The sequence below is a fragment of the Kitasatospora griseola genome (assembly GCF_014648555.1).
Classification (GTDB): Bacteria; Actinomycetota; Actinomycetes; order Streptomycetales; family Streptomycetaceae; genus Kitasatospora; species Kitasatospora griseola.
In genome coordinates this window covers 37,271-59,800 of the sequence record NZ_BMRI01000032.1, presented here as the reverse complement: position 1 = coordinate 59,800, position 22,530 = coordinate 37,271, and the positions used below count along the sequence as shown (strand labels likewise).

Here is a 22,530-nt window from a genome sequence, read left to right as displayed (position 1 = left end):
GCGAGAAATGGTGCGTGCTCACTCGGACGAGTGATCAAAGTGCCCCGGGGCGGCACCCGTCGGAGCCTCGGGAGTAAAGTTAGGCTTACCTAACTTCCCAAGGGAGCTCCGCTGTGACCCTCACCGTCGGCACCTCCGCCGCGCCCGCCGGCGACGCGATCCTGCGCCGCCAGCGCATCCGCGAATCCGCCGCCCGCACCTACGCCCGGTCGTTCCCGATCGTCCCGGTGCGTGCGAACGGCATGACCGTGGAGGGCGCCGACGGCCGCCGCTACCTGGACTGCCTCTCCGGCGCCGGTACCCTAGCGCTCGGTCACAACCACCCCGTGGTGCTCGAAGCCATCCGCCGCACGCTGGACAGCGGCGCCCCGCTGCACCTGCTCGACCTCGCCACCGCCGAGAAGGACGACTTCACCACCGCGCTGTTCGAGAGCCTCCCCGAGAAGTTCGCCGCCAAGGCCCGGATCCACTTCTGCGGCCCCGCCGGCACCGACGCCGTCGAAGCCACCCTCAAGCTCATGCAGACCGCCACCGGCCGCCGCGGCGCCCTCGCCTTCACCGGCGCCTACCACGGGATGACCGCCGGCGCCTTGGCCGTCACCGGAAACACCGCCGTCAAGGCCCCGCTGCCCAGCGCCGGAGAAGTCACCCGCCTGCCCTACCCGTACGCCTACCGCTGCCCGTTCGGCCTCGGCGGCGAACGCGGCGCGGAGCTGGCCGCCGCCTACACCGAGCGCCTGCTCGACGACCCGTCGGGGGGCGTGCTCCCGGCCGCCGCGATGATCCTCGAACCCGTGCAGGGCGAGGGCGGCGTCGTCCCCGCGCCCGACGGCTGGCTCCGCGAGATGCGCCGGATCACCGCCGAACGGGGCATCCCGCTGATCGTCGACGAGGTGCAGACGGGCGTCGGTCGCACTGGCCGGATGTGGGCGGTGGAGCACAGCGGCATCGAGCCGGACGCGATGGTGCTGTCCAAGGCGATCGGCGGCAGCCTGCCGCTCGCCGTCGTCGTTTACCGCGAGGAGTACGACAGTTGGCGGCCCGGTGCGCACACCGGCACCTTTCGCGGCAACACCCTCGCGATGGCGGCCGGCGCCGCGACGCTCCGCCACATCGCCGCGAACGGGCTGGCCGCCCGGGCCGAAACGGTCGGCGCCCGGCTCGCCGCCCGCCTGGACGGCGCCCGCGGCCGCCTCCCGGTGATCGGCGACGTCCGCGGCCGCGGCCTGATGCTCGGCGTCGAACTCGTCGACCCCGCAGGCGAGTCCGACAGCTGCGGCGCCCGCCCCGCGAATCCCGGCCTCGCCGTCCGGGTCCGCGAAGCCTGCCTCGCCCGCGGCCTGATCGTCGAACTCGGCGGCCGCCACGACGCCGTCCTGCGGCTGCTCCCCCCGCTCACCATCACCGACGAGCAGGCCGACGCCGTCCTCGAACGGCTCTGCGAGGCCGTCGAGTTCGCGATGCGAGAGCCTGCGGCGGCGGGGTGAGGAGTGGGCGGGTGGGATCGGCGGATCGGCGGAGCCGTGCGGCCGGCCCTGCGGGCGGCACGGGCGGGGGTCGGGAGTGTGCGGTCGGACCGTACTGAAGGGGCGCGGTGGTGGGTCGGGTGGCGAGCGGGTGGGGCGGGGGCGTTCGTCGGCGCTTCGGGGGCCGGTCGCTGATCTGCCGACTGTCGTTCCCTGTCGATCTCCGGCTCTGCCCCGCTGCGGCGGCGGTCGGACTGTGTTGAGGGGCCTGCGGTGGCTGGTCGGGCCGTAGACGGCGGAAGTGGGTGGGTCGGGGTCGGCGATCACCATGCCGAGTCCCGGGGCGTGTTTGCCTGCTCGGTCGCGAGCAGCTGAGTCGGCGTCGTGAAGCTGAATCTGTCTCTGTGGAAAGTGGGTGGGACGTGGGCGGGTTAACCGATCTCTCCGGTGGTGTGGGCGGGCCCGAGGCGTTGCGGCCGTTGCTGGCGCAGGTGCTGGCGGCGCTGACTGCCGGGGCGGTGCGGCGGGGTGGGCCGGTGGTGGCCGGGGAGCCGGCGGTGGTGGGGGAGATGGTCCGGGAGGCGTTGGAGCGGGCTCAAGGTCCGGGTGCGCTGGGCCAGTTGGTGGAACTGCTGGCGCACGGCGCGGCCGACCCCGCGGATCCGGCCTGCGCGGCGCACCTGCACTGCCCGCCACTGGCCGTTGCGGTGGCCGCAGACCTCGCCGTGAGCGCCCTCAACCCGTCCCAGGACTCCTGGGACCAGGCCCCCGCCGCCACCGCACTGGAGAGCGAACTCCTCGCCGAGCACGCGGAGTTGGTGGGCTTCCGGCCGGATCGCGCGGCGGGCGTGCTGACCACCGGCGGCACCGAGTCCAACCTGATGGGGCTGATGCTGGCCCGCGACCAACGCCTCGGCCCGGACGTCGAGTTGAACGGCATCCCGCACGGCGTCCGGCCCCGGATCCTGGCGTCCGAGGTCGCCCACTTCTCCGTCCAGCGGGCCGCCGCGCTGCTCGGCCTCGGCGAGCGCGCCGTCCGTGCCGTCCCCGTCGACCGTCAACTGCGCATGGTGCCGGACGCGTTGGCCGATGCGTTCGCCGAGGCCGGCTGGGAGGGTGCCACCCCGATCGCCGTGGTCGCCACCGCCGGCACCACCGACACCGGCGCCGTCGATCCGCTGCAGCAGGTCGCCGACCTCGCCGCCCGCCACGGCACCTGGCTGCACGTGGACGCCGCGTACGGCGGCGGCGCACTGTTCTCCGACCGGCTCGCCCCGCTGCTGGACGGCCTCGACCGGGCGGACTCGGTCTCCCTCGACTGGCACAAACTCGGCTGGCAGCCCGCCGCCGCAGGCGTCTTCCTGGTCCGCGACGCCCGCACCTACGGCTCGCTGGCCCGCCGCGCCGTCTACCTCAATCCCGCCGACGACGAGGAGGCCGGCTACCCCAGCCTGCTCGGCCAGTCGCTGCGCACCACCCGGCGGCCCGACGCGTTCAAACTCGCCGTCACCCTGCGGACGTTGGGCCGGGACGGGCTCGGCGCGCTGGTCGACCGCTGCCACCGGCTGGCCCTGCGGGCGGCCGAACTCGTCCGGAACGAGCCCGAGTTGGAGCTCTACTGCGAACCGGTGCTGACCACCGTGGTGTTCCGGTACGCGGCGGAGGACAGCGACCACGTCAACGCGGAGCTGCGCCGCCGCCTGCTGCGCACCGGCCGGGCCGTCGTCGGCCGCACCGAACTCCCGGGCAGCGGCCCGGGCCGGGTACGGCTGAAGCTGACGCTGCTCAACCCGCACACCACCGAACGGGAGGTGGAGTCGCTACTGGCGGCCGTCGTGGAGAGCGGGCGCGCGGTGCAGAAGCAGTAGGCGCCCCGGCGGGCGTCAGAAACCCTTGAGCAGGATCTCCCTGAGCGTCTCCCACTGGTCCGGATCCGCCGCGACCAGCAGGCCGTTGGTGCCGCCGGGAGGCTCGGGCAGGTACGGGGAGCCGTCGAAACGGGCGGAGCGGCCGCCGGTCTCGGTGATCAGGAGGGAACCCGGGGCGTGGTCCCAGGGGAGGGTGCGCCAGTACAGGATGAAGTCGCGCTCACCGGTGGCGACCAGCGGGTACTCGATGCCGGCGGCTCTGCGGCCCGGGTCCAGCGGGCCCAGCGCGCGGGCGTTGGCGAGCAGGCGGTGGCTGGTGGGCGGGTCGAAGTAGCGGGACTTCAGGATGCCCGTCCAGCTCTCCGGAGCGGTGGTGACCTGCTCCCGGACCAGCCGTCTCCCGTTCTGCCAGGCCCCCGCGCCGAGTTCGGCGGTGTAGGCGGTGCCGGAGCACGGCTGCCAGATCCAGGCGGCGACGGCCCGGCCGCTCCGGACCAGCGAGGCCATCACGGCGTACGAGGGCTCACCGGCGACGAAGTTCTTGGTGCCGTCGACCGGGTCGACCAGCCAGGCTGCGGGCTCGTCCAGCAGCGCCCTGGCGAGCGCCGGGTCGGCGGCGACGGCCTCCTCGCCGACGACGGGGACGGGCAGCAGCTCGCGCAGCCGCCGGGTGATGATCCGCTCGGCGTCCCGGTCCGCGACGGTGACGAGATCGCCGGGGGCCTTCTCCATCACCTCGCCCTCGGCCAGCGCCCGGAACCGAGGCTCGACCGCCTCCGCCGCCGCCTCCACGAGGATCTCGGTGACCTTCTCCATCAACACGCCCGCGCTCCCTTCACCGCCCCCACTCTCCCATGCCCTGGTGTGACGGGTGGTGCGCAGGTGGCTGGTGGGGCCAGCGACCGCGTGCGCGGGGCGGGGTCAGACGGGAGAGAGGGGAGGTGCGTGGCATGACGGGTGGTACGCAGGTGGCTGGTGGGATCTGCGACCGCGTGTGCGGGGCGAGGAGGGTCGGGAGCGGAGGGGGTGTGGGGTGTGGCGGGTGGCGTGCAGGTGGCTGGTGGGGCCAGCGACTGCGTGTGCGGGGCGAGGGAGGGCGGGGAGAGGGGGAGGCGCGTGGCGTGGTGAGTGGTGTGCAGGTGGTTGGCGGGATCAGCGACCGTGTGCGGGGGGTGGGGGAGAGCCGGGAGTGGTGGGTGGTGTGCAGGCGGCCGGTGGGCGAGCGGGGCGCCTGTGCGGGCGCGGAGAGGGTCGGCCGGCGGGTGCTCGACGGGCCGGGCCGGACCGGCGAGGGGCGGCGCGGAGCGGGTGATCGGTGGCGGCGCAGCCACTACTCGCCGGCGAGCCGGCCGTACTCGGTGCGGGCGCGGCGGTCCATGGCCAGGGTGAACTGGGCGTCGTTGACGGCCCGGGCGAGGGGGCGGATGCGGTGGATGCGTTCGGTGAGGCGGGCGGCCTCGGCGGGCGTGAGGTCCTGGACATGGGTGAGCGCGCCGAGCAGGTGGTCGCGGATCAGGGCGACGAAGGCGTCGGCCATCGCGTCGGCGTACTCGCTGGCGCGCCGGCTGACGTCCAGGACGGCGGACAGCGGCACGCCCTCGTCGACCAGGGCGACGGTGGCGTCCATCAGGCGGCGGCTGATGTGGGTGATGCCGTCGGGGTCGAGGGTGATGAAGCCCTGGGCGAGGGACTCGGCGGTGTTGGCCTCGGTCAGCTGGTCGCCGAACGCGGCGCGCAGCTCGTCCCAGCCGAGGTGGACGGGCGTCTCGTCGGACCAGGGGGCGACCAGGGCGGCCTGAAGGCCGATCAGTTCGGCGACGTCGCGGCCGTCCTCGCCGGCGCCGATCAGTTCGGCGATGCCGCCGAGCGCGTGGCCGCGTTCCAGCAGTTCGGCGATCAGGCGCAGCCGGGCCAGGTGCGCGGGGCCGTACCAGGCGATCCGGCCGACCTTGCGGGGCGGCGGGAGCAGGCGGCGTTCGCGGTAGAAGCGGACGGTGCGCACGCTGATTCCGGCCGCCTCGGCGAGTTCGGCGATGCGGTACTCGCCGGGGGGTTCGCGGTCCTGCTCGATCTCCGCCACGCGGGTCAGCATAGGGCCGGCCGGGCGGGGCGAACACATGTGTGATCCCCGCTGTCCGCGCTATTCCACTCGGTGTCAATAAGGGCTACTCTGCCAAACGCGCCAGTGATTACTGGCAGCATCCAGGGCTCCGACCAACGCCCCATCCCCCCATCTCTCAGCGGCAGTTCACCGCAGCGCTGAGCAGCACCGCACCGGCCCGTGCCGCCCCACCCTCGCCAGGAGGACCCGCCCATGGCACCCCGTACCAAGAAGCCGCCCCTCCCCGTCGAGCCCGATCCCGACGAGCCGCGCGCGGACGCCGCACCGCAGGCCGTGCCGCACGTGCGGGTCGCCGTCGTCGGCTCCGGCTTCGGCGGCCTCGGCGCCGGCGTCCGGCTGCGCCGCGCCGGGATCACCGACTTCGTGATCCTGGAACGCGCGGACTCGGTCGGCGGGACGTGGCGCGACAACTCCTACCCGGGCTGCGCCTGCGACGTGCCCTCCCACCTGTACTCGTTCTCGTTCGCGCCGAACCCCGACTGGCCCCGGGTGTTCTCCGCCCAGCCCGACATCCGCGCGTACCTGGAACGGGTCGCCGACACCTTCGGGCTCCGCCCCCACCTGCGGTTCGGCGCCGAGGTCACCGAGCTGCGCTGGGAGGAGGAGCACACCCGGTGGCGGGTCACCACCCGGGTCGGCAGCTGGACCGCCGACGCCGTGGTCTCCGCCGCCGGCCCGCTGGCCGAACCGAAGATCCCCGACCTGCCCGGCCTGGACGGCTTCCCCGGCAAGGTCTTCCACTCCTCCCGCTGGGACCACGACTACGACCTGACGGGCAAGCGCGTCGCGGTGGTCGGCACCGGCGCGTCCGCCGTGCAGATCATCCCCGCCATCCAGCCCGCCGTCGGCAGCCTGACGGTCTTTCAGCGCACCCCGGCCTGGGTGATGCCGCGCGCCGACCGCGAGGTCACCGGCGTCGAGAAGTGGCTGCACGGCAAACTTCCGCCGAGCGGCCTGCTGCGGCGTTCCGCGTTGTTCGCGATCCGCGAGCTCCAGGTGGATGCTTTCGTGCGCCGTCCGCAATTCCTGAAGCTGGTCCAGCAGGTGGCGCTGCGCCACATGCACCGGGCGGTCGCCGATCCGGCGCTGCGGGCCAGGCTCACCCCGGACTACCGGATCGGCTGCAAGCGCATCCTGCTCAGCAACACGTACTTCCCGGCGCTGGCCGCGCCCAACACCGAGGTGGTCGCGTCCGGTCTGCGCGAGCTGCGCGGCAGCACCCTGGTCGCCGCCGACGGCAGCGAACACGAGGTGGACGCAGTGGTGTTCGGCACCGGATTCCACGTCACCGACCTGCCGATCGCCGAGCGGGTGTACGGCGTCGGAGGCATGGCGCTGGCCGAAGCGTGGAAGGACGGTATGGAGGCGCTGCGCGGCTCCACCGTGCGGGGCTTCCCGAACCTGTTCTTCCTGATCGGCCCGAACACCGGGCTCGGCAACAGCTCGATGATCCTGATGATCGAGTCCCAACTCAATTACCTGATCGACGCGCTCACCACGCTGGACTCGATCGGCGCCACCGCGATGCAGCCCACCGAACGGGCCCAGCGGCAGTGGAACCTGGAACTCCAGCACCGGATGAGCCGCACCGTGTGGACCACCGGCGGGTGCCGCAGCTGGTACCTCGAAGAGGACGGCAAGAACACCGTGTTGTGGCCGTCCTCCACCAGCGCCTTCCGCCGTGCCACCCGGCACGTCGACCTCGCCGAGTACGAACTCCTCAAGCGCACAGCCCCGTTGGGCGACGCGCTCGACCCCGAGGTGGTGCCCGTATGAGCCCCCGTATCCCCGCCGACTGCGTGCTGCCCGACCCGGCCGCCGTCCACACCGTCCGCTCCGCGGACGGCGCCGAACTCAACGTCGAGGAGTACGGACCCGAGGGCGCGCCGCTGATCGTGCTCGCCCACGGCTGGACGTGCGCCACCACGTTCTGGGCGCCCGTGATCAACCGGCTGGTCGCGGACCACCGCGTGGTCGCCTACGACCAGCGCGGCCACGGCCGCAGCCCCCTGCCGGCCGACGGCGCCGGGTACGGCACCGGCAAGCTCGCCGAGGACCTCGAAGCGGTGCTGGTCGCGACCGTCCCCGCCGGGCGGCGCGCGGTGGTGGCCGGCCACAGCATGGGCGGCATGACCATCATGGCGGCCGGCGGACGGCCCGAGGTGGCCGCCCGCACCGCCGCCAACGTGCTGATCAACACCGGCGCCGGCGACCTCGTCGACGAGCTGCTGGTGCTGCCGCCGTTCGTGCGCGGCAGGGCGCTGCGGCGCTTCCTGAGCCGGCCGGTGCTGCAGTCCCGGCTGTCCCTCGGCCCCGTCAGCGGCATCAGCCGGGCCGCTCTCAAGTACGCCACCATGGGCCCCGCCACGCCCGCTGACCGGGTCGAGGCCTGTGCGCAGGTGGTGCACGCCTGCCCGGCCAAGGCGCGCCACGGCTGGGCGGTCGTCCTCGACGTCCTGGACGTGTACGCCGGCCTCGCCCGGATCACCGCGCCCACCGCCGTCGTCACCAGCACCAACGACAAGCTGACCCCGCCCGTGCACTCGCACCGCATCGTCGCCGCCCTGGCCGACGCCCGGGGCCTGCTGGAGCTGCCCGGCGCCGGCCACATGAGCCCGGTCGAACGCCCCGCCGAGGTCGCCGAGGAGATCCGCCGGGTCGCCGCCCTGGTCGCCGACGAACTGTCGGCCGCCGCGGTCGGCGGCGCCGCCGCCTCCGACATCCCGTCCCAGTCCGTCGCCGCCGTGGAGGAAACCGCATGACCCCGCCGCTGTCCTCGCAGGTCGTCGTCATCACCGGGGCCGCCCGCGGCCTCGGCGCGCTGATGGCCCGGAAGCTCGCCGACCGGGGTGCCAAGGTTGCGCTGGTCGGGCTGGAGCCCGCCGAGCTCAAGGCCGTCGCCGCCCAGTGCGGGGAGCACGCCTCCGCCTGGGAGGCCGATGTCACCGACCTGGACGCGCTCACCGAGGTGGCGAACCGGATCAAGGACCGGTACGGGCGGATCGACACCGTGGTCGCCAACGCCGGCATAGCGCTCGGCGGGCCGATGCAGGACAGCGACTTCCGGGCCTGGAGCCGGGTGGTCGAGGTCAACCTGCTCGGTTCAGTCGCCACCGCCCGGGCGTTCCTGCCCGCGCTGGTCGAGAGCCGCGGCTACCTGCTGCAGATCGCCTCGCTGGCCGCGCTCACTCCCGCCCCGCTGATGTCCGCCTACTGCGCCTCCAAGGCCGGCGTCGAGTCCTTCGCCCACGCGCTGCGCGCCGAGGTCGCCTACCAGGGCGTCAAGGTCGGCGTGGGGTACCTGAGTTGGACGGACACCGACATGGTGCGCGGCGCCGACCAGGACGCCGTGCTGCGGCAGATGCGCGCCAAGCTGCCGTGGCCCGCCAACAAGACGTACCCGATCGGCCCGGCCGTGGAGCGCCTGGTGGCCGGCATCGGCCGCCGTTCGCCGCACGTGTACGCGCAGGCCTGGCTGCGCGGCATGCAGCCGGTCCGCTGGATGCTCCCCGGCCTGATCGCCGCGGTCGGCTCCCGCGACGTCGCCAAGCTCGCGCCCGAGCTGAAGGCCACCGCCGACACCCGGCTGCGTCCGGTCGGCGCCGGCGGGGACGCCGACCGGAACGCCCTGGCTGCCAAGGTGGAGTGACCGGCGGGCGGACGATCGGACAGTCACATGATGATGAGCGGACAATCAGCCCCGAGAGAGGCTGATTGTCCGCTCGTCATATTCAGACAGTCCTACCGGACGGCGTGGCCCGGGTCAGGTGCCGTGCACCGACAGCTCGTACAGCGAGTACCCCCACTGGGTCGCCCGCGCCGTGCCGTGGAAGCGCACGTACCGGGCCGTCGTCGGCGCGAACGCGGCGGTGTCCAGCCCGCCGTCGCCCGCCGTGGTCGACCAGACGGTGCGCCAGGTGCTGCCGTCCGTGGACACCTCGATCCGGTAGCCGGTGGCGTAGGCGCGCTCCCAGTCCAGCGTCACCCGGTCCACGGTGTGCACCGAGCCGAGGTCCACCCGCAGCCACTGGTCGTCGCTCCAGTCGCTGGCCCAGCGGGAGGAGCGGTCGCCGTCCAGCGCCCGGCCCGGCTGGTAGGAGGTGAACGGGTTCCACTCCGCCGAGCTCGCCGCGGCACTCGCCGTGCCAGTCGCCAACTCCCGGCCCGCGCCGTGCCGTTCAGTGGCCCCCCAGGTGGTCAGGTAGGACTGCGCGCCCTTCATCAGGTCGTTCACCACGCCCTGCCCGCCGCTGAGCCGGATCTGCTCGATCCAGTCCGGCAGCAGACCGGCGTGCGCCACGCCGTCGGTGTTGACGTCCCACGTCCGGGAGCCGGTCACCTGGCGGTCCAGCACCGCGCCGCCGTCCGCGCTGCGGAACGGGTACGTCACCGCGTTGGGCGCGCCCGCACCGACCGGGCCCGGCCAGCCGCCGACGCCGTTCAGGTCGCTGCCGTAGCCGTAGCCGACCCCGTAGGCGTCCCGCAGCGCCTTGGTGCGGTTCGCCTCCGCCACGAAGCCGTTCGCGTCGTGCGGGTACTGGGCGGCGAACCCGCCCAGCCGGTACAGGCGTTCGGTCCAGGAGAGGTCCATCCAGCTGTGGCTGGAGATCACCCCCGGGTAGGACTGCGACTCCAGGACCTCGAACGCGCTCTTCGCCGCCTTGACGCTCATGTGGTCGACTTCCAGCATCATGTGGCGCTTCATCATGCCGCGCACCGCGTAATCGCCGAGCTCGGTCAGCCCACGGGTGTTGCACTGCGCGGACGCCGAGTAGGTGGGCAGGCTCACTCCGGCCGGCAGCATCCCCTGGGCCTGCGCGGTGGGCAGCCCGATCGGATTGTCGTGCTGCGGGCCGGTGCACTGCTCGGTGGTCCAGAACGTCCCGGTGGACAGGAACTGCCCGGCGTTCACCGCCACCCCGGTGGTGCCCTCGTCGAACCGCACCCCGCACAGCGCGTTGTCGAACTTGTGGCACAGGAACATGCTGCGCACGCCCAGCGCGTACAGCTCGTCCAGCCCGCGGTCGATCGCGGCCCGGTCGCACTGCGGCACGTCCAGGATCTGCTTGCAGCCGAACGGCTCGGAGGTCTCCACCCCGAGCACCACCGCCAACTTGCCCTGCTCGACCACCGAGCGGGCCTGGTCGGAGTCGGTGACGATGCGGAACCAGCCCTTGCCGGGCCCGCCGTACATCGCGTCGATGTACGCCTGGAGTTCGTACGACTTGCGCGCCTCGGTGCGGATGGCGTCCATCTCGTCGCAGCCGCGGTCCTTGTACGGGTAGATCGAGCACAGCAGCCCGTTGGTCACCAGGTCGTTGACCAGCACCCGCTCGCCGCCGCGCCACGCCCGCTCCACCCAGGCGTAGTAGTCCTGCTGGTGGCTGAGCGAGTCGTGCGCGGGCCAGTCGGCGAAGGTCGGCCAGCCGACCGGGTCGTGGTGGCCGTTCGCGCCGCCCGTGACGTTCTCGAACAGGGCGAGCGAGCCGTCCGGGTAGTGCTCCGGGCAGTCCTTCAGCGCGTCCGCGACGCCCTGCGGGGAGAACGCGGAGCCGCAGATCACCCGGCCGCCGAAGCCCTCGGCGGACATCAGGTGGTTGTGCGCGTCGACGAAGCCGCGGACGCTGCCGTCGGCGGCGGCGCCGCGGAACGGCTCGCCCGTGACATTGATCTGCGAGTCCGGCGCCGGCCGGGCGGTGGGATTCCACCAACCGTCGGCGGCACGGGCGTTCGAGCCCGGCACGGCGCCGCTGACGAGCGCGGCCGCGAGCAGGAGCAGCGGCAGCAGGCGGGCGAGGACGTTCCTGGTGCGACCATTTTCGATCATGGTCACCTCTCGGGTCGGGGAGGCGGCGGTTTTCCCGAGAATCCCGAGCTGTTGACACTCCGTCAATACATCTGACCGGATTACTTACCGGTCAGTATCCAGCGGGGCTTGAGAGATGATTTGTCGACAGATTGCCTTTGCGTGCGCCCGTGCCCGCCTTCCGCGCCCGGCGCGCACGCGGGCCCGGCCCCGTGGGGAGGGGGCCGGGCCCGGCGGGCGAAGGCGTGCCGACCTGTCAGGACCACCGGGGTCGGGGACGGGCCGGGCACGCGACTTCTATCCAGAACGGGTGAAGCTGAACAAGCATCAGTTCTCCAGAGCGAGACGGACGCCGCGTGGGACGGCGGCGATGCCCGAAACCGTAGGGTGATATGACCGGTGTCACGACGGGGCGCGCCGCCGACACCCCCCACGTCGCTCGAAGGGCCGACGGGGCCTCCGGAGGGGATCCGCGCCGGATCCGGCTACCGGCGGGTACGGTCGGGTCCATGACGACTGCCCTCATCACCGGCGCGACCGCCGGCATCGGCGCCGCCTTCGCCAACCGTCTCGCCCGCGACGGCCGCGACCTGGTGCTGGTCGCCCGCGACACCGCACGCCTGCGGCAGGCCGCGGACGAACTCGGCTCCCGCTACGGCGTCCAGGTCGAGATCCTCGCCGCCGACCTCTCCACCGACACCGGCATCGGCGCCGTCGAGGACCGGCTGCGCGACGACACCCGCCCCGTCGACCTGCTGATCAACAACGCCGGCTTCGCCAACCGCGGCGCGTACCTGGACGTCCCCGTCCAGGACGAACTCGACATGCTGAAGGTCCACATCGAGGCCGTCCTGCGCACCACCACGGCCGCCGTCCCCGGCATGCGCGAACGCGGCTTCGGCGGGATCGTCAACCTCGCCTCGGTCGCGGCGTTCGTCCCGCGAGGCACCTACGGCGCGACCAAGGCGTGGGTGGTCAACTTCACCCTCGGCATCGCCCGCGACCTGGCCGGCAGCGGGGTCCGACTGCAGGCGCTCTGCCCCGGCTTCACCCGCACCGAGTTCCACGAGCGGGCCGGCATGGGCACCTCCAGCATCCCCTCCTGGGGCTGGCTCACCGCCGACCGCGTCGTCGACGACTCCCTGCGCGACCTCGCCCGCAACCGGCCGCTGTGCGTGCCCGGCAAGCGCTACAAGGCAGCGGTGACGGCGGCGAGGCTGCTGCCGGTGGGCGGGCTCGGAAAGCTCTCGACCACGGCGGGACGGGACTACCGGAAGGGGTGAGGGAGCCGGCGGGCGCGAGAGCGGGGGCGCGCGGGGAGGCGCCCCCACGCGCCCCCGGTCTCGCCCCTCCCTCGTCCCGAAATATCTCGTCCGATTAAAAGGTTAGGTTTGCTAATGGTGAGCGAAGCTCGCTAAGCTCGCAGTGCCGTGTTCGCCGACCACCAGGAGGTCCCCGTGCGACTGAACCGGATCGACTGGACTCCGCCCGAGGGGGAGGAGCGGCAGCCTGCGCAGGTGCGGCGGATTCTGAGGCTGTTCCGGCCGTACGCCGGGCGGCTGGCCGTGGTGGGGCTGCTGGTGGCGGCGTCGGCGGTGGTGTCCGTGGTGACGCCGTTCCTGCTGCGGGCGGTGCTCGACACCGCGATTCCGGAGCGGCGCACCGGGCTGCTCACGCTGCTCGCGCTCGGGATGATCGTGGCGGCCGTGGTCACCAGCGTGCTCAACGTGCTGCAGACGCTGATCTCCACCACCGTCGGGCAGCGCGTCATGCACGACCTGCGTACCTCGGTGTACCGGCACCTGCAGCGGATGTCGCTGGCGTTCTTCACCAGGACCCGCACCGGTGAGGTGCAGTCCCGGATCGCCAATGACATCGGCGGGATGCAGGCCACCGTCACCGGCACCGCCACCTCGCTGGTGTCGAACCTGACGGCGGTGGTGGCCAGCGTGGTCGCGATGGTCGCGCTGGACTGGCGGCTGACCATCGTCTCGCTGCTGCTGCTCCCGGTGTTCGTGTGGATCAGCCGCCGGGTCGGCCGGGAGCGGAAGAGGATCACGGGGGAGCGGCAGCGCCAGCTGGCCAAGCTCTCCTCCGCGGTCCAGGAGTCACTGTCCGTCAGCGGCATCCTGCTCGGCCGCACGATGGGCCGCTCCGCCTCGCTGACCAGCGAATTCGCCGACCAGTCGGACGAGTTGGCGGCCCTGGAGGTGCGCTCCAGCATGGCCGGCCGGTGGCGGATGTCCACCATAGGAATCGTGATGGCCGCGATGCCCGCGATGATCTACTGGGCCGCGGGCCTGGCCACCGCGACGGGTGCGCCGATCGTCTCGCTGGGCACCCTGGTCGCGTTCGTGTCGCTGCAGCAGGGCCTGTTCCGGCCCACCGTCAGCCTGCTGTCCACCGGCGTCGACGTGCAGACCTCGCTCGCCCTGTTCCAGCGGATCTTCGAGTACCTCGACCTGCCGGTGGAGATCGACGAGCCCGAACACCCCGTCCACCTGGAGCGGATCCGCGGCGACGTGCGCCTGGAGGACGTCGAGTTCCACTACCGGGCCGACCAGGACCGCCCGACGCTGTCCGCGATCGACCTGACCGTCCCCGCCGGAGGCTCGCTCGCGGTGGTCGGCGAGACCGGCTCCGGGAAGTCCACGCTGTCCTACCTGGTGCCGCGGCTGTACGACGTCACCGGCGGGCGGGTGCTGATCGACGGGGTGGACGTGCGGGAGCTGTCCTTCGAGACGCTGGCCCGGGCGGTGGGCGTGGTCTCCCAGGAGACCTACCTGTTCCACGCGTCGGTCGCCGACAACCTGCGCTTCGCCAAGCCCGACGCCACCGACGAGGAACTCGTCGCCGCCGCCAAGGCCGCCCAGATCCACGAGATGATCGCCGAACTGCCGGACGGCTACGACACCTTGGTGGGGGAGCGCGGCTACCGCTTCTCCGGCGGCGAGAAGCAGCGCCTGGCGATCGCCCGGACGGTGCTGCGCAACCCGCCGGTGCTGATCCTGGACGAGGCCACCAGCGCGCTGGACAACCAGACCGAACTGGCCGTCCAGCAGGCCCTGGACACCCTCGCCGAGGGCCGCACCACCATCACCATCGCGCACCGGCTGTCCACCGTCCGGGACGCCGACCAGATCGCCGTCCTCGACCACGGCGCCATCGCCGAACTCGGCACCCACGAGCAGCTGCTGGCCCGCGACGGCCGCTACGCCGCGCTGCTCAACCGGGAGACGCTGCCGGTGGCCGTCGGCTGACCGGGGCGACGCCGGGTCAGGCGGCCTTCGGGGACTCGTTGTACTGCTCGGCGAGTTCCTGACCGGACAGCGCGTGGATGGCGGCCATCACCTCGTCGGTGACCTGCCGGCGGGCCTTCGCGGAGCGGGCCTGGCCGTGCAGGTCGTCGAAGCGCAGCGGCTCGCCGAACCGGACGGTGATCCGGCTGATGCGCGGAATGCGCTTCCCGACCGGGAGGATGTGCTGCGAGCCCTCCAGGGCGACCGGGACGACCGGCACGCCGGCGGTCAGCGCCAGCCAGGCGACGCCGGTCTTGCCGCGGTACAGGCGGCCGTCCAGCGAACGGGTGCCCTCCGGGTAGATGCCGAACGCCCGGCCGGAGTCGAGGATCTCCAGCCCCTCCTCCAGCGAGGCGGTGGCGGCCCGGACGCTGCCGCGCTCCACCGGGACGGCGTTGATCACGTGGGTGAAGAAGTACCGGGAGATCGCGCCCTTGAGCCCGGTCCCGGTGAAGTACTCGGCCTTCGCCAGGAAGAACACCTGACGCGGCGCGGCCAGCGGGATCACCACGCTGTCCACGAACGACAGGTGATTGCTCGCCAGAATCACCCCGCCCTTGCGCGGCACGTTCTCCAGGCCCTCGATGGTCGGCCGGTAGACGGCCCGCGCGAGCGGCTTGAGCACGAGCTTGGTGACGAGGTCGATCAACTGGCCCTCCCTGGCCGGAAGTTCGGACCGCCCGAAGCCCAAGGGCACAGCCCGCCGAGGGGCGAGGCGCGCGGCTCGGACGGAGGTCGGACCACTGGGTTCGAACCGCAGACTACGACATCGCCCCTGCCGCCCGTCCACCACCCGTCGCCATCGCGCCACTGCGATCCTCGTCACGCCCACCTGGTGGGAAAGCGCTCTCTCACCAGGTGAGACGGGCGGTGCCTGCCGGGTCTACTTGCGGACCGGGAAGATCCGGCTGACCACCCGCTCGGCGGCCCGGCCGTCGTCCCACGGGCAGAACCGCTCCCGGAAGCGCTGCCGGGCGGCCGGCTCCGGGTCGCCCGCGAGCAGCGCCTCGGTCAGCGCGTCCTGCTCGGTGGCGACCGCGCCCGGCGGCTCCTTCATCAGGTCGAAGTAGACGCCCCGGACCTGCTGGTACTCCTCCCAGTCGGGGGCGTACACGGCTATCGGCCGGTCCAGCACCGCGTAGTCGAACATCATCGACGAGTAGTCGGTGACCAGGGTGTCCGCCGCCAGGTACAGGTCCTCCACCGACGGGTGGTCGGAGACGTCCAGCAGCCGGGCCGAGCCGGGGCGGGCCGCCAGGTCGCCCGCGCCGCCGTCATGGAAGTAGTGGGTGCGCACCATCACCGTCCAGCCGGAGCCCAGCCGCTCGGCCAGCGCCGGCAGGTCCAGCAGCGGCAGGTAGCCGCCCCGGGACTCCCGGTGGGTCGGCGCGTACAGCACGGTGCGCTGCCCGGGGGCGATGCCCAGCTCGCGGCGGACCGTCGCGCACTCCTCCGTGGTGGCGTGCACCAGGCGGTCGTTGCGCGGGTAGCCGGTGTCCAGGGTCTGGTAGGTGCCGGGGAACGCCCGGGCGAAGTGCTCGCTGGTGTGCGGGTTCGGCGACACCAGGTAGTCCCAGCGCGCCACGGCCTCGCGCAGCCGCTCGAAGTCCATCCCGTCCGCCGCGACCGGGTGCTCCCGCAGATCCATCCCCATCGCCTTCAGCGGCGTGCCGTGCTGGGTCTGCACGTGCACCGTGCCGGTCCGCTTCGCCATCGTGTGCGGGAAGTTGACGTTGTTGACGAAGTACTTGGCGGTGGCCATCGCCTTCAGGTACGCCGGGGTGTTGACGATCACGTACGGCACCCCCTCGGGCAGCGTCGCGGCCCGAGCCGCGTTCTCCACCACCCACACGCCGCGCACCTGCGGGGCCAGCTCCCGGGCCTTCTCGTAGATCGCCGCCGGGTTGCAGGCGTACCCGCGGTGCCAGTACGCCGCGTACACCGCCAGGTGCTCGTCGATCGGAAGCCGCCGGAACGCGTTGTACGCGGTGAACCGGGCGCTGCTGCGCATCGCCTTCTTCACGCCCGGCGCGACCGCCTTGGTGCCGCGCTTGACGGCGCCCGGCAGCCGGCCGCCCCGGCGCAGCTCGGCGTAGGCGCGCCGGGAGCCGCGGGCGGCCAGCCGGTACTGGATGCCGCGCACGCCGGACGGGAAGCGGTAGCCGGCCGGGCGGTGCTCGGCGAAGTGGCTTGTGATCCGGGCGAAGAACTCGGCGCGCAGCTCGACCGGGACGAGCCCCGGGGTGTCGTAGATGGTCAGGGCCTGCTTGACGGTGCGGTCGAAGACCAGGGTGCGCAGCCGGTTCGCCCGCTCGTCGCGGTCCAGGAACGCGAAGATCGCGCCGTACTGGGCGAAGGCGTCGGCGTGCTTGGCCGAGGCGGTGGCGGTGATCGCGCCCGGGCGGCCGCGCCGGTAGCGGTAGCAGGGGCGGTCCAGGTAGACCAGCCGGTCGGCGGCCAGCAGCAGCGGGTAGGTGACGGAGATGTCCTCGTAGTACCCGCGGCCGAAGTGCACGTCCAGGTCGAGCAGGTACTGCCGGCGCATGATCTTGTTCCACACCGCGAGCACCGAGTTGAACAGCGCGGGGTGCTCGGCGGCGGTGCAGCCGGAGACCAGCGGGGAGCCGGCCAGCACGTGCCGCCAGGGGTTCGGCTCCTCGCCGCCGTCGTGGTAGACGTGCGTGAAGTCGGTGAGCAGCACGTCGGCGGGCAGGTCGCGGGTGGTCTCGGCGCGCAGCTCGGCGAGGACCGCGTCGATGGTGCCGTCGGGCAGCCAGTCGTCGCTGTCGACGAACCAGACGTAGGTGCCGGTGGCCTCGGCGAGGCCGGCGGTGCGGGCGCCGCCCAGGCCCTGGTTCTCCGCCAGGTGCAGGACGCGCATCCGGGGGTCGGTGGCGGCGTGGGCGTCCAGCAGGGCGCCGCTGCGGTCGGGGGAGCGGTCGTCCACCGCGATCAGTTCGACCTCGCCGGGCGCGGCGCCGTCGGACCGGAGCGATTCCAGGCACTGCGGCAGGAAGCGTTCCACGCCGTGGACGGGCAGGACGATGCTGAGCAGGGGTGGCACGTGCGTTCACTCCGCGAAGGGAAGGGGGCTCCGGCAGATCGCCCGGTCCCCGCCCACTCTACCGAGCGCGTACAGGCACGCCCCGGGCGCGGCCGGGCCGCGGCGCCCCGGGCGCAGGTGGTCGGGGTGTCCGGGGCGCTGCGGGCGGCGCCCACCGGCAGGAAGGCGACCGCCGGTGCCGCGCCGTACCAGCGGCGGCACCGGCAGTCCGGTTGGCGGCCCGACCGACCCTCAACGGTCGACCGCCGGTCCGTGCACCACGCAGGAGTCGGACCGCCGCAGCGTCGAGACGGCCGCAAGTGACTCTCTGTGGTGCCGGAAGCCTGTCATCGGATGAGCAGGTGATTCGTTCATGTTCGAACTCATCCGACCGGGGACCGACGGGCGCGACCCGTGATCCCTTGCAGGTACAGATACTGCTTGGAGGTTCGAGCGGCGTCAATCCCTCGTATGTGTTCAATTTCTGAACTCTCGATGCCGCGCCCGGCAGCTCGGTGCCGGGCGCGGGCGGGCCGGCGGCGGAGCGGCTCGCGCACGGTCGAACCGGTGCGGGACGGATGGACGTCCGTGCGCCCGGCGCACCCCGCTGCCCCGGTGCGCCCGCGAACGCCCCGAGCCGCTGCGGCACCTGACGCCCGGTCATGCTTGGATGGTGCACCATCAACCGATGCGCAGTCGTGACCGGGACCACCGTACTTGGGTGACACGGCAGTCCGTTCGCACGATACGGTGGCAGAACACCAGGACGGTTGCATGAAGACCGTCATAGCCGGATAGTCTTCGCCTCACGGCCCTGGCGCCTCGTAGGGGTGGGAAACAGATGGAACAGATGCAAGTGCGGACGCGGCCCCGGGTGCCCGCGATCCAGTGCGGCGTCGGCGCGACCGGCCGCCGGATCGACCGGCACCTCGCGGTGCTCGGCGCCCCCGCGCTCTCGACGGTGGACACGGCGGAAGCGCTCGGCCTGATAAGGGAACTGACGCCGCGTGGACCCAGCGTCCCCGTCGCCGTGCCACGGCGCTCCGTGCGGGTCTCGCTGATGGCCCCGCTGCGCAGGCTCAAGCGGAGCATGTTCGGCAGCCGCGGCTGAGCGCACCGACGTGAGGACGGGCGGCCACCGCTCGTCACCACGGACCCGACGGACCGGGAGTCCGTCGGGCTTTCGGCGTCCCCTCCGGTAGGCAGGGGAGCCGTGGCGCGGGGTTGCGAGGCGCTGGCGTGCCCTGGCGGGCGGCCTTGCGGTCGGGTGGCGTTCGGCGGCCGCCCCTTCGGACGGGGTCACAAGATCGGCCAGGATGGCCCCATGTCCGACACCTTCCACACCACCACGCTCGACGTCACCACGGGCCGCAGAGAAGTCGCCCTCGACATCACCGACCGCTGCCACGACTTCCTCCGGGACGTCGCCGGCGGACGCGACGGCCTGCTGAACGTCTTCGTCCCGCACGCCACCGCCGGCATCGCCGTCATCGAGACCGGCTCCGGCAGCGACGACGACCTGCTCAGCACGCTGCGCGAGCTGCTGCCCGCCGACGACCGCTGGCGCCACCGGCACGGCAGCCCGGGCCACGGCCGCGACCACGTGCTGCCCGGACTGGTCGCCCCGCACGCCACCCTGCCGGTGGTGGGCGGCCGGCTCGCCCTCGGGATCTGGCAGTCGGTCGTCCTGATCGACACCAACGGCGACAACCCGGACCGCACCCTGCGGCTCTCGTTCCTCGGCTGACCGGCCGGGCGGGACGACGTGCCCGCCGGCGGCCGGCCGGTCGGTCGTCAGAACGTGATCGACACCCCTTGGACGCGGTGGTTGTCGTTGAGCCCGCCGGTGGCGCCCGTGAAGCCGACCAGGACGGCGGCCGGAACGGCCATGGTGGCGTCGATCGCCGGCTTGCCGTCCACGGTGACCTGGACGCGGCCGCCGGTGACCTGCACGTCCACGGCGTGGGTGCCGGTGCGCAGATCGCCGATGTTGGTCGCGGTGGCGGCGTAGGTCAGCGCGTCGCCGTGGCCGCCGGTGGCCAGGCCGACGAAGTTGGCGGAGGGGTCGTTGGCGTTCTGGGACGTGTCCAGGGTGACGGCGAGGCCGTGCAGGCCGGAGTAGCCGAGCCCGCCGCCGCCCTCGCCGAGCGAGTGCGGCGTCTCGTGGGCCGCGTCGAGCAGGACGAAGGCCAGGCCGTCCGCGCCCGAGCCGCCGCCGATGACGGCCGTGAAGTGGGCGCGCAGGTTCGCCGAGGGCACGGTCATGTTGTTCAGCGCGGATCCGGTCTGGCCGTTGATCGCCTCGGTGAGCACGATGTCGGTGTTGGAGAGCACGGCCGTGCCGTTGAACGTCCAGTTGCCGGCGCTCGGCTGGGAGAGGCTGCCGGAGGTGACTCCGGTGCCGGTGAAGGGGACGGGCTGCTTGCCCTGGCCGTCGTCGCCGGTGATCACGAACTGGCCGGAGGCCGCTCCGGCCGCAGTGGGGGAGAAGACCACCGCCTGGTGGACCACCTGCCCGGGGCCGAGCTGCTGGCCCTCGGCGATCGGGTCGGGGGCGGCGAAGGGCGCGGTGGGCGGTGCGGCCTTGGTGATGGTCAGCACCAGGTTGCCGGTGTTCGTGATGTCGAAGGTCTTGCCGAGCGATCCGCCGACCGCGACCTGGCCGAAGTCGAGCGAGGCCGGACTGATCGTCAGGTGCGGGGCGCCGACGACGGCCGTGCCGGTGAGCGGGACCGTGACCGAGTGGCCGTCCGCGCCGGTGACGACGAACTGCGAGCTGTCGCCGCCGGCCGGGCTCGGCACGGTCGGCGCGTAGGTGACGGACACGGCGAGCGAGGCGCCCGGGGGGAGGACGAAGCCGGTCGCGGGCAGGCCGGTGACCGTGAACGGGGGCGACGACGACGTGGTGCCGGCGATCGTCTCGGTGGCGGTGCCGGTGTTGGTGACGGACACGCCGAGCGTCATCGAGGACTGGGTGGGCAGCTGGCCGAAGTCCAACGACGGCGGTGACGCGGCGAAACCGGGCTGGGTGCCGGTGCCGTTCAGGTCGATGCCGACGGTGTCGGCGACGCCGTTCGTCGTCACGGCGAAGGAGAGCGTCGCCGTCGCTCCGCCGGGCCCGGTCGGCGCGAAGCCCACCGGGACGGCCAGGGTGCCTCCGGTGTTCAGGGTGACGGGGAGGGCCGGGGGCGTGACGCTGAACGGCGCGGTGGTGGTGATCGCCGTGACCGTCACGCTGCGCGTCGCGGTGACCGTCGCCGTGGCGTTCCCGGTGGCGCCGACCGCGACCTGCCCGAGGTCGACCGGACTGCCCGTCAGCGCGGCCTGGGACGGGCTGCCGAAGGCGACCAGGTGGCCGCCGCGGGTGCCGACGTAGACCCGGCCCTCGCCGACGGCGACCTTGGAGAACTTCACGGCCGTCCCCATCGGCGCCGACCAGCGCAACTTCAGGACGCCGTTGACCGGCACCGCGTCGTACGCGCGCAGTTGCGCGTTGACGCCGTCGGAACCCTTGGGGCCGGGGCAGACGATCCAGACCAGCGCCGAGCCGGAGGTCGTGCCGTCGGACGTCACGATCGGCGAACCCGGGTAGTGGCCGATCCCGGCGCTGCTGGTGCCCGCATTGGTCAGGACGGGCGTTCCGGTGCCGTCGACGCCGAACTTCAGCGCGCGGAGGTGGCCGTCGTTCTCGGGGACGTACACGAAGCCGCCGTCGCCGCCCCAGACCGCCGGGTGGCCCCAGATGCCGCGGAACGGCCCGCCGATGGACAGCGCCTTGTCCGAGCCGCCGGGCCCTTGGCTGCGACCGCCCAGATCGTCCCGGTCGAGGAGGAAGACCCGGCCGTCCTTGCCGATCTGGACCAGCAGCTTCGGGTGGGCCGCGGTGCCGAACGGCGGCGCGGGCAGGGCCACCGGGCCGCCGGACCCGAGGTCCTGGTCGTTCTGGTCCAGATTGTCCGCGTTGCCGGGGCTGAAGAAGTCCACCGCGGTGAGCTGCCCGCCGCTGGACAGGTGGACCACCGACTCGGCCAGGTGACCGGGCGGCTGCTTGCCCGGGCCGGGCGCGGGCGAGACGCCGTTGCCGGTGGAGAAGAAGATCCGGCCGGGACCGTCCGACACCAGGCCGCCGCCACCCATCCAGACCCCGGCCTCGGTGTTGCTGGCCGCGTTCTCCGTGGACCACATGCGCAGCGCACGGGTCGCCGTGTTCACCCCGACCACGTAGCCGACGTACGGCTGGGCGTCGCAGAACGAGGCGAACCCGGCGAACACCTCGCCGTCGAGCAGCAGCAGGCCGGGCCGCTGCTGCGCGGTGAACGGGTTGAACGTGTTGCCCGGGTTGTTCACCGGGGAGCCCTGGATCGTCACCGGCCAGCCCGCGGCTTCGTGGCCGGTCGCCACGTCCAGGCTGTGCATGAACCAGTGCGGGTGCTTGGTGTCCGGGCCGTCGTTGACCTTGGCGGTGAGGTAGACCCGCCCCGACGAGGGCTCGTACACCGGGGTGGAGGTCACGCCGATGTTGGGGACCAGGTCGCCGCAGCCGATCGCGGAGGCCGGCCAGGCGGGGCCGAGCGACTTGGACCAGAGGACCGCACCGGTGACGGCGTGGATGCCGTAGACGTGGTTGTTCTCGGTCGCGACCACCACGGTGGACCCGATGACCAGCGGCTGGGCGTAGACCTGCCCGTCCACGGGCGTCGAGAACAACTGACCGAAGTCGCCGGCGCTCACCTTGCTGGGCGCCAGTTGCGGCTGGTGCGGGTCCCAGCCGGTGCGCATCGGATTCATCGAGACGGTCGGGTCGTGGGCGACCACATTCTGCGTCATCGTGCGCTGCCTCTTCCGTTTCGAGCGGCTGTCGGGGGGATGTGACGGTGGGTCATGGGGGCGTTCACGGACTGCTCACAGCTGCAGCTCCATGCCGTC

15 protein-coding genes are annotated in these 22,530 nt (G+C 72.8%); 9 read left to right on the top strand and 6 right to left on the bottom strand.

What is annotated here, in order from left to right:
• Nucleotides 1–113: 113 nt before the first annotated feature.
• The gene (locus IEZ12_RS29455) at nt 114–1,487 is read left to right on the top strand and encodes a diaminobutyrate--2-oxoglutarate transaminase family protein (RefSeq protein WP_189276208.1); all 1,374 of its coding nucleotides are present in this window, start codon (nt 114–116) and stop codon (nt 1,485–1,487) included.
• 401 nt (nt 1,488–1,888) lie between these two features.
• Nucleotides 1,889–3,334 carry a pyridoxal phosphate-dependent decarboxylase family protein gene (locus IEZ12_RS29450; protein ID WP_189276206.1) on the top strand — a complete coding sequence of 482 codons (1,446 nt, stop codon included), beginning with the start codon at nt 1,889–1,891 and terminating at the stop codon, nt 3,332–3,334.
• A 15-nt stretch (nt 3,335–3,349) separates the two neighbouring features.
• On the opposite strand, the gene IEZ12_RS29445 is transcribed toward IEZ12_RS29450, so the two are convergent.
• Nucleotides 3,350–4,150 carry an inositol monophosphatase family protein gene (locus IEZ12_RS29445; RefSeq protein WP_229848274.1) on the bottom strand — a complete coding sequence of 267 codons (801 nt, stop codon included), beginning with the start codon at nt 4,148–4,150 and terminating at the stop codon, nt 3,350–3,352.
• 514 nt (nt 4,151–4,664) lie between these two features.
• Complete coding sequence (locus IEZ12_RS29440) at nt 4,665–5,414, bottom strand: MerR family transcriptional regulator (protein WP_229848263.1); 750 nt, start codon at nt 5,412–5,414, stop codon at nt 4,665–4,667.
• A 234-nt stretch (nt 5,415–5,648) separates the two neighbouring features.
• Between IEZ12_RS29440 and IEZ12_RS29435 the strand changes: the two genes are divergently transcribed.
• Genes IEZ12_RS29435 through IEZ12_RS29425 form a run of 3 tightly spaced genes read left to right on the top strand, consistent with a single transcriptional unit; the run spans nt 5,649 to nt 9,105 of the window.
• Nucleotides 5,649–7,232 (top strand): flavin-containing monooxygenase, encoded by a 1,584-nt coding sequence (locus tag IEZ12_RS29435; protein WP_189276201.1) that lies wholly within the window; start codon nt 5,649–5,651, stop codon nt 7,230–7,232.
• The gene (locus tag IEZ12_RS29430) at nt 7,229–8,218 is read left to right on the top strand and encodes an alpha/beta fold hydrolase (protein WP_189276199.1); all 990 of its coding nucleotides are present in this window, start codon (nt 7,229–7,231) and stop codon (nt 8,216–8,218) included. Before IEZ12_RS29435 ends, IEZ12_RS29430 begins: the two co-directional genes overlap by 4 nt.
• Nucleotides 8,215–9,105 carry an SDR family oxidoreductase gene (locus tag IEZ12_RS29425; RefSeq protein ID WP_043911090.1) on the top strand — a complete coding sequence of 297 codons (891 nt, stop codon included), beginning with the start codon at nt 8,215–8,217 and terminating at the stop codon, nt 9,103–9,105. Before IEZ12_RS29430 ends, IEZ12_RS29425 begins: the two co-directional genes overlap by 4 nt.
• Before the next feature lie 114 nt (nt 9,106–9,219).
• On the opposite strand, the gene IEZ12_RS29420 is transcribed toward IEZ12_RS29425, so the two are convergent.
• Nucleotides 9,220–11,283: a discoidin domain-containing protein gene (locus tag IEZ12_RS29420; protein ID WP_189276197.1), complete on the bottom strand. Its 2,064-nt coding sequence runs from the start codon at nt 11,281–11,283 to the stop codon at nt 9,220–9,222.
• Nucleotides 11,284–11,771: 488 nt separating this feature from the next.
• Here IEZ12_RS29420 and IEZ12_RS29415 point away from each other — a divergent pair, with 488 nt between their 5' ends.
• Together IEZ12_RS29415 and IEZ12_RS29410 are read left to right on the top strand one after the other, a co-directional pair.
• Entirely contained in the window at nt 11,772–12,545 is a 774-nt protein-coding gene (locus tag IEZ12_RS29415) for an SDR family NAD(P)-dependent oxidoreductase (RefSeq protein WP_189276195.1), read from the top strand.
• Between the two features lie 174 nt (nt 12,546–12,719).
• Nucleotides 12,720–14,522: an ABC transporter ATP-binding protein gene (locus IEZ12_RS29410; protein WP_189276193.1), complete on the top strand. Its 1,803-nt coding sequence runs from the start codon at nt 12,720–12,722 to the stop codon at nt 14,520–14,522.
• A 16-nt stretch (nt 14,523–14,538) separates the two neighbouring features.
• Here the strand turns inward: IEZ12_RS29410 and IEZ12_RS29405 are convergent, their stop codons facing one another.
• Entirely contained in the window at nt 14,539–15,210 is a 672-nt protein-coding gene (locus tag IEZ12_RS29405; protein ID WP_083462242.1) for a lysophospholipid acyltransferase family protein, read from the bottom strand.
• Nucleotides 15,211–15,444: 234 nt separating this feature from the next.
• Nucleotides 15,445–17,625 carry a bifunctional glycosyltransferase/CDP-glycerol:glycerophosphate glycerophosphotransferase gene (locus IEZ12_RS29400; protein WP_189276191.1) on the bottom strand — a complete coding sequence of 727 codons (2,181 nt, stop codon included), beginning with the start codon at nt 17,623–17,625 and terminating at the stop codon, nt 15,445–15,447.
• Between the two features lie 820 nt (nt 17,626–18,445).
• Here IEZ12_RS29400 and IEZ12_RS29395 point away from each other — a divergent pair.
• Nucleotides 18,446–18,715 carry a hypothetical protein gene (locus IEZ12_RS29395; protein ID WP_100587868.1) on the top strand — a complete coding sequence of 90 codons (270 nt, stop codon included), beginning with the start codon at nt 18,446–18,448 and terminating at the stop codon, nt 18,713–18,715.
• 213 nt (nt 18,716–18,928) lie between these two features.
• Nucleotides 18,929–19,351 carry a secondary thiamine-phosphate synthase enzyme YjbQ gene (locus IEZ12_RS29390; protein ID WP_189276190.1) on the top strand — a complete coding sequence of 141 codons (423 nt, stop codon included), beginning with the start codon at nt 18,929–18,931 and terminating at the stop codon, nt 19,349–19,351.
• 47 nt (nt 19,352–19,398) lie between these two features.
• On the opposite strand, the gene IEZ12_RS29385 is transcribed toward IEZ12_RS29390, so the two are convergent.
• Nucleotides 19,399–22,431: a choice-of-anchor D domain-containing protein gene (locus tag IEZ12_RS29385; RefSeq protein ID WP_189276188.1), complete on the bottom strand. Its 3,033-nt coding sequence runs from the start codon at nt 22,429–22,431 to the stop codon at nt 19,399–19,401.
• Nucleotides 22,432–22,530 lie beyond the last annotated feature (99 nt).